The 6,732-nt window shown below is 63.1% G+C and carries 4 protein-coding genes; all 4 read right to left on the bottom strand.

The genetic code is table 11. The features are described 5' to 3' along the window. On the bottom strand, positions 1-1,490 hold a 1,490-nt coding region (gene zwf / locus ACFRJ9_RS23410; protein ID WP_377673181.1), incomplete at its 3' end, for a glucose-6-phosphate dehydrogenase. Positions 1,491-1,505: 15 nt separating this feature from the next. Next, positions 1,506-3,137: a glucose-6-phosphate isomerase gene (locus ACFRJ9_RS23405; RefSeq protein ID WP_377673179.1), complete on the bottom strand. Its 1,632-nt coding sequence runs from the start codon at positions 3,135-3,137 to the stop codon at positions 1,506-1,508. 6 nt (positions 3,138-3,143) lie between these two features. Next, entirely contained in the window at positions 3,144-4,262 is a 1,119-nt protein-coding gene (gene tal / locus ACFRJ9_RS23400) for a transaldolase (protein WP_377673177.1), read from the bottom strand. Positions 4,263-4,295: 33 nt separating this feature from the next. Continuing rightward, positions 4,296-6,422: a transketolase gene (gene tkt, locus ACFRJ9_RS23395; protein WP_377673174.1), complete on the bottom strand. Its 2,127-nt coding sequence runs from the start codon at positions 6,420-6,422 to the stop codon at positions 4,296-4,298. Positions 6,423-6,732: the final 310 nt, after the last annotated feature.

Here is a 6,732-nt window from a genome sequence, read left to right as displayed (position 1 = left end):
CCCGGCGCGTAGGGTTGCGGTTGTTCATCCAGGCCGGCCCAGTACTCCTCGAACGGATCAAGGATCTTCCAGGACAGCTCCACTTCCTGATGCCGCGGGAACAACGGCGGCTCACCGAGCAACACATCCAGGATCAGCCGCTCGTAGGCTTCCGGGCTGGACTCCGTGAACGAGTGCCCATAACCGAAGTCCATGGTCACATCACGGACTTCCATCTGCGTGCCCGGGACCTTGGACCCGAACCGGATCGTGGCACCCTCATCAGGCTGGACCCGGATCACCACGGCGTTCTGACCGAAATCATCCTCACCATGGTCACGGAAGAGCAGGTTCGGGGCCCGCTTGAACACCACCGCGATCTCCGTGACGCGCCGGCCCAGGCGCTTGCCGGCCCGCAAATAGAACGGCACACCATTCCAACGCCGGGTATTAATGTCCACCCGGATCGCCGCGAACGTCTCCGTCTTCGAATCGGCCGGGATGCCGTCCTCGTCCAGGTAACCCAGGACTTCCTCCCCGCCCTGCCAACCACCGGTGAACTGACCGCGTGCCGAATGCGTGGACAAATCCTCGGGCAACTTGACCGCGGCGAGGACCTTTTCCTTCTCTGCCCGCAGGTCATCGGCGTTGAAGGAAATCGGCTCTTCCATCGCCGTCAACGCGAGCAACTGCAGCAGGTGGTTCTGGATCACGTCCCGGGCAGCACCCACGCCGTCGTAATACCCCGCCCGGCCACCGGTGCCGATGTCCTCGGCCATGGTGATCTGGACATGGTCCACGTAATTGGCGTTCCACAACGGCTCGAACAACTGGTTCGCGAAACGCAGCGCCAGGATGTTCTGCACTGTTTCCTTGCCCAGGTAATGGTCGATCCGGAACACGGCATCGGCCGGGAACACGGACTCCACAATGTCGTTGAGCTGCCGGGCCGACTCGAGGTCGTGCCCGAACGGCTTCTCGATCACCACCCGGCGCCACTGGCCCGGCCTGGCCTGCGCCAGGCCGTGCTTGGAGAGCTGGCGGCAGACCTGCTCGAACGCCTTGGGCGGGATGGACAGGTAGAAGCCGTGGTTACCGCGGGTGCCCCGGGTCTCATCCAGCTCATCCAGAACGTCACCGAGACGCTCGAACGCATCGTCGTCGTCGAACTCGCCCTGGACAAAACGGATACCGGAAGCAAGCTGCTCCCACACCGCTTCATCGAACTTAGTCCGGGCGTGGGCCTTGACGTTCTCCTTGACCTCCGCAGCGAAGTCCGCGTTATCCCACTCCCGGCGGCCGAAACCCACCAAAGCGAAACTCGGCGGAAGCAGGCCACGGTTCGCGAGGTCATAAACCGCGGGCATGAGCTTTTTACGGGCAAGGTCACCGGTAACTCCGAAGAACACCAACGACGACGGCCCGGCAATGCGGTTCAGGCGCCGGTCCCGCGGATCCCGCAAAGGGTTCCGCAGGCCGGCGTTCTTCCTGCCGTTTTCAGTTTCTGGCATGTTTGTTTCTGTGCCTTAGCTTTCGAGTGCGCTGGCCTGGTTGGCCAGCGCAGCGACGACTTCCTGGAGCTGCGCCACGCCTGCTGCACGCTCGGTGAGGTGCAGGCGCAGTACGGGGCGGCCATGGCCTTCCAGCACCTGGGCATCGCCCGACGCCTGTGCCGCGATGAGCTGACCGAACGTGAAGGGACGCTCAGGGATTTCGAGGTCGGTGGATGATGCTGCAGTGATCTGCAGGAAGACTCCGATGGCCGGTCCGCCCTTGTGGAACTGGCCGGTGGAGTGAAGGAACCGCGGGCCCCAACCGAACGTCACCGGACGGCCACTGACAGCAGCGAGTTCGTCACGGATGTCTTCGAGCGGGGCGTGCGAAATGCGGTCCAGATAGGCCTGGACGCTCAAATAGCCATCAGGGCCAAGCTGGGCCAGGAGCGCCTGCACAGCTTCGGTGGCCGTTGACGCAGAACCCAGCCAGTCGCCGCCTCGGACCTCCACTGCCCCGTCGGTGAAGGCGGCAGGGGTGGGTTCCGGGCGTGCGTCCAGCAAGCCGCGCGCAGCCACTTTGGCGGCTTCGACGTCGGGCTGGTCGAACGGGTTGATGCCCAGCAGGCGCCCGGCAACCGCGGTGGCGAATTCCCAGACAAACATCTGGGACGGCAATCCACCGGCAATGGCCACTTCGTTCTCACGAAGTTCGACGTCGGCATCGGCACCTACCAGCCGCACCACCAGGACGTCCTCGGCGCCGTTGAGGGCCTCCGGGGAATCCGGACCGGCGACGACCGGCAGAACACCGGTGCCCAGCTTGCCAGTGGATTCGGCGATGAGCTGCTCGGCCCAGTCAGCGAAACCGACAATGCCCGAACCATCCTCCGCGATGACGATCTTGTTGCGCAGCGGGCTGGTGCCGCCCAGGGCGATACCCAGAGCCAGGCCGATGTTGTCAGCTGAGTCCTCGTTAAGGATTTCAGCTGCTTCTTCGGCCTCGTCCAGGAAGGCCTGGATGTCCACACCGGCAAGGCCACAAGGGACCAAACCGAAAGCTGTGAGTGCCGAGAAGCGTCCGCCAACATTGGGATCAGCGTTGAATACCGCACGGTAGCCAGCCTCGCGGGAGGCCTTGTCCAAGGGAGAGCCCGGGTCCGTGACGATGATAATCCGGCTCTTGGCATCGATACCGGCGTCGTTGAACGCCTTCTCGAACACCCGTCGCTGGGAATCCGTCTCAACAGTAGAGCCCGACTTGGAGGAAACGACGATAGCCGTCTCCGCCAGCCGGTCGTTCAAGGCAGCGCCGACCTGCTCAGGGTCAGTACTGTCCAGCACAGTCAGCTCGACGCCGGCGGTACCGGCAATAACCTCAGGAGCCAAGGAAGACCCACCCATGCCACAGAGGACAATGCGGGTAACTCCTTCGGCGCGGAGGGCATCACGAAGTTCCAGAATGTCCCCGACCAGAGCCTGGGACACGGTGGCCGCTTCTACCCAGCCGAGACGGATCGCGGACTCGGACTCCGCCTCAGGACCCCACAAAGTGTGGTCCTTGGCGAAAATCCGGGTTGCGATCTTCTCATCGACCAGACCGTCAATGTGCTGGGCAATAGCCTGCTGGGCGGCGCCGCTGGCGTCGTAGCTGATTGTGCTCATAGTGGGTTAGGAAGCCTTCCGTGCGGTGACGAGTGCGCCTTCGACGTCGGCGAGGAGTTCCTTCCAGGAGCCAACGAACTTCTCGAGGCCTTCGGTCTCAAGAAGGGTCACGACGTCGTTGTAGGAGACGCCGAGTGCTTCCAGGGCGTTGAGGGTCTCATTCGCTTCGTCGTAGGTGCCGGTGATGGTGTCACCGGTGACTACGCCGTGGTCGAAGGTAGCGTCCAGGGTCTTTTCCGGCATGGTGTTGACCACGCCGGCAGCAACCAGTTCCGTCACGTAAAGGGTGTCCGGGTAGGCCGGGTCCTTCACGCCGGTGGAAGCCCACAGGGGACGCTGGGGGAGGGCGCCAGCTTCGGCAAGTACTGCCCAGCGCTCGGTGGAGAAGAGCTCCTCGTAGACCTGGTAGGCCAGGCGGGCGTTGGCAACGCCTGCCTTGCCCTTCAGTGCCTTGGCTTCATCAGTGCCGATGCCGTCAAGGCGCTTGTCGATTTCAGAGTCCACGCGGGAGACGAAGAACGATGCCACGGAGTGGATCTTGGAGAGGTCGTGGCCGTTCTCCTTTGCCTGCTCCAGGCCGGACTGGAAGGCATTGATGACCGCGCGGTAGCGCTCCAAGGAGAAGATCAAGGTCACGTTGACGCTGATGCCCTCGGCCAGGGTTGCCGTGATGGCCTCGAGGCCTTCCAGGGTTGCGGGAATCTTGATGTGGACGTTGTCCTTGTTGACCTTGGCGTACAGGTGCTTGGCCTCGGCGATGGTGCCGGCGGTGTCCCAGGCAAGGCGGGGGTCCACCTCGATGGAGACGCGGCCATCCACGCCATTGGTAGCGGCGGCAATCGGCGCGAAGAGATCGCAGGCGTCAGCGACGTCCGTGGTGGTAATTTCGAAAATGGTCTCTTCGACGCTGGCGCCGGCTGCGGCCTGCGCTGCAATGGTGGCGTCGTAGTCCGTACCGGAGGTGATGGCGGCGTGGAAGATCGACGGGTTGGTGGTAACACCAACCACGTTCTTTTCATCGATGAGCTTCTGCAGGGTGCCGGTATCCAGGCGGGTGCGGGAGAGGTCATCGAGCCAGATCGAAACGCCGGCGTCAGAGAGCTGCTGCGTGGGAGTGCTAGACATGTGTTTTTCTCCTTGTGAGAGGGAAGCAGACAGTTATGCGTTGGAGTCTGCGAGGGAGTCTTTGGCTGCGGCCGCGACGGCTTCGGCGGTGATGCCGAATTCGTTGAAGAGCCGCTTGTAGTCTGCCGAGGCGCCGAAGTGCTCCAGGGAGATGGAGCGACCGGCGTCGCCGACGAATTCGCGCCAGCCCAGGGCCAGCCCGGCTTCGACGGAAACGCGGGCCTTCACGGCGGCCGGGAGTACGGACTCGCGGTAAGCCTCGTCCTGCTTGTTGAACCACTCGACGCAGGGCATGGAGACAACGCGTGCTGCGATGCCTTCGGCCTGGAGTGCTTCACGTGCCTGGACTGCGAGCTGGACTTCCGAGCCGGTGCCGATCAGGATGACCTGGGCGTCAACGGTTTCGCCGTCCTTGGAGGCTTCGGCCAGGACGTAACCGCCCTTGGCCACACCTGCGGTGGAAGCGAAAGTGTCACCGGTGGCTTCACCTTCGCCACGGGCGTAGGTGGGGATGTTCTGGCGGGTGAGGACAATGCCGGCCGGGTTCTCGTGGTTCTCCAGCATGACCTTCCAGGCAGCGGAGACCTCGTTGGCGTCCCCGGGACGGACAACGTCCAGGCCCGGGATGGCACGCAGGGACGCGAGCTGCTCCACGGGCTGGTGGGTGGGTCCGTCTTCGCCGAGGCCGATGGAGTCGTGCGTCCACACGTACAGGGACGGGACACCCATCAGCGCGCCAAGGCGGATAGCCGGGCGCTGGTAGTCACTGAAGATCAGGAACGTGCCGGAGAATGCACGGGTGCGGCCGTGCAGGGAAATTCCGTTCACGATCGACGCGGCAGCGTGCTCACGGATACCGAAGTGCAGCACACGTCCGTACGGGTTGCCCTTCCAGGCATCCGTGGAACGCGAGGTCGGGATGAACGACGGCGAGCCTTCGATGGTGGTGTTGTTCGACTCCGCGAGGTCAGCAGAACCGCCCCAGAGCTCGGGAAGGACCGGGCCAATCGCGTTCAGGACCTTGCCCGACGCTGCACGGGTGGAAACATCCTTGCCGGCTTCGAACACCGGCAGGGCAGCGTCGATGCCCACAGGCAACTTCTTCGCTTCAACACGCTCCAACAGGGCAGCAGCATCCGGGTTGGCGGACTGCCATGCCTCAAAGCTGGACTGCCATGCGGCACGGGACTCGGCGCCACGGTCCAGGACCTTGCGGGCATGTGCCAGGACTTCTTCGTCAACGTCGAAGGACTTGGCCGGATCGAAACCGAGCACTTCCTTCAGTGCTGCGACTTCCTCGGCACCCAGTGCAGAGCCGTGGATCTTGCCGGTGTTCTGCTTCTTCGGTGCCGGGTAGCCGATGATGGTGCGCAGCGAAATGATGGACGGCTTGGACGTCTCAGCCTTCGCCGCGAGCAGTGCGGAGTACAGCTCCTGGACGTCTTCGACGTAATCGCCGGTCTTGGTCCAGTCCACGCGCTGGGTGTGCCAGCCGTAGGCTTCGTAGCGCTTGAGGACATCCTCAGTGAAAGCGATGTCGGTGTCATCTTCAATGGAGATGTGGTTCTCGTCGTAGACCACTACGAGGTTGCCCAGTTCCTGGTGCCCCGCAAGCGAGGACGCCTCGGACGTCACGCCTTCCTGCAGGTCGCCGTCGGAAGCGATAACCCAGATGGTGTGGTCGAACGGCGACTCACCGGCGGGAGCATCGGCGTCGAACAATCCGCGCTGGCGGCGCTGCGAGTACGCGAAGCCAACAGCCGAAGCCAGGCCCTGGCCCAGCGGGCCGGTGGTGATCTCCACACCGGCGGTGTGCTTGTACTCGGGGTGACCCGGGGTCAACGAACCCCACGTACGCAAAGCCTCAAGATCCTTAAGTTCCAGGCCGTACCCGGAGAGGAACAGCTGGATGTACAGGGTCAGCGAGGTGTGTCCGGGGGACAGGACGAACCGGTCACGGCCGATCCAGTCCGGGTTCTTGGGGTCATGGCGCATCAGCTTGTGGAACAGCAGGTACGCTGCCGGAGCCAAGCTCATCGCCGTACCAGGGTGGCCGTTGCCGACCTTCTCCACGGCGTCGGCGGCCAACACGCGAACGGTGTCAACTGCCTTCTTGTCCAGATCGGTCCATGACAGTTCTTGCTCTTCCAAATGTGGCACGAAAACCGAGCCCCTCTCTGTGCTGACGGCAGGTGAGTGAACACGGCACGCAGGAAGCACAGGATGGCGCCCGCTGCAATGTGTCTACCAGCCGTTCACCATTGAAACGTTGATCTCTCATCCAGACGCACGGATATCCGAGAATACGGTTTCCCGGATGGTCAACGTGTGCTGTTCTGCTCAACAGCTTAGCCCTAAACGTGTCGTGGGACTCAGGGAATCCCACTAACTGGACAGAAATTCCCTTATATGAATCACGATGGCGCGGCAGGGGAGTGAAGTTTCGGAAACATTCACGCATTTTGGCGAC

The sequence above is a fragment of the Paenarthrobacter sp. NPDC056912 genome, assembly GCF_042786555.1.
Classification (GTDB): Bacteria; Actinomycetota; Actinomycetes; order Actinomycetales; family Micrococcaceae; genus Arthrobacter.
This window is presented reverse-complemented; position numbering and strand designations above follow the sequence as displayed.

What these genes read in the sequence shown, in the direction of transcription:
- ACFRJ9_RS23405 (WP_377673179.1), bottom strand. Translation starts at nt 3,137, where the DNA reads ATGAGCACAATCAGCTACGACGCCAGCGGCGCCGCCCAGCAGGCTATT.
- tal (WP_377673177.1), bottom strand. Translation starts at nt 4,262, where the DNA reads ATGTCTAGCACTCCCACGCAGCAGCTCTCTGACGCCGGCGTTTCGATC.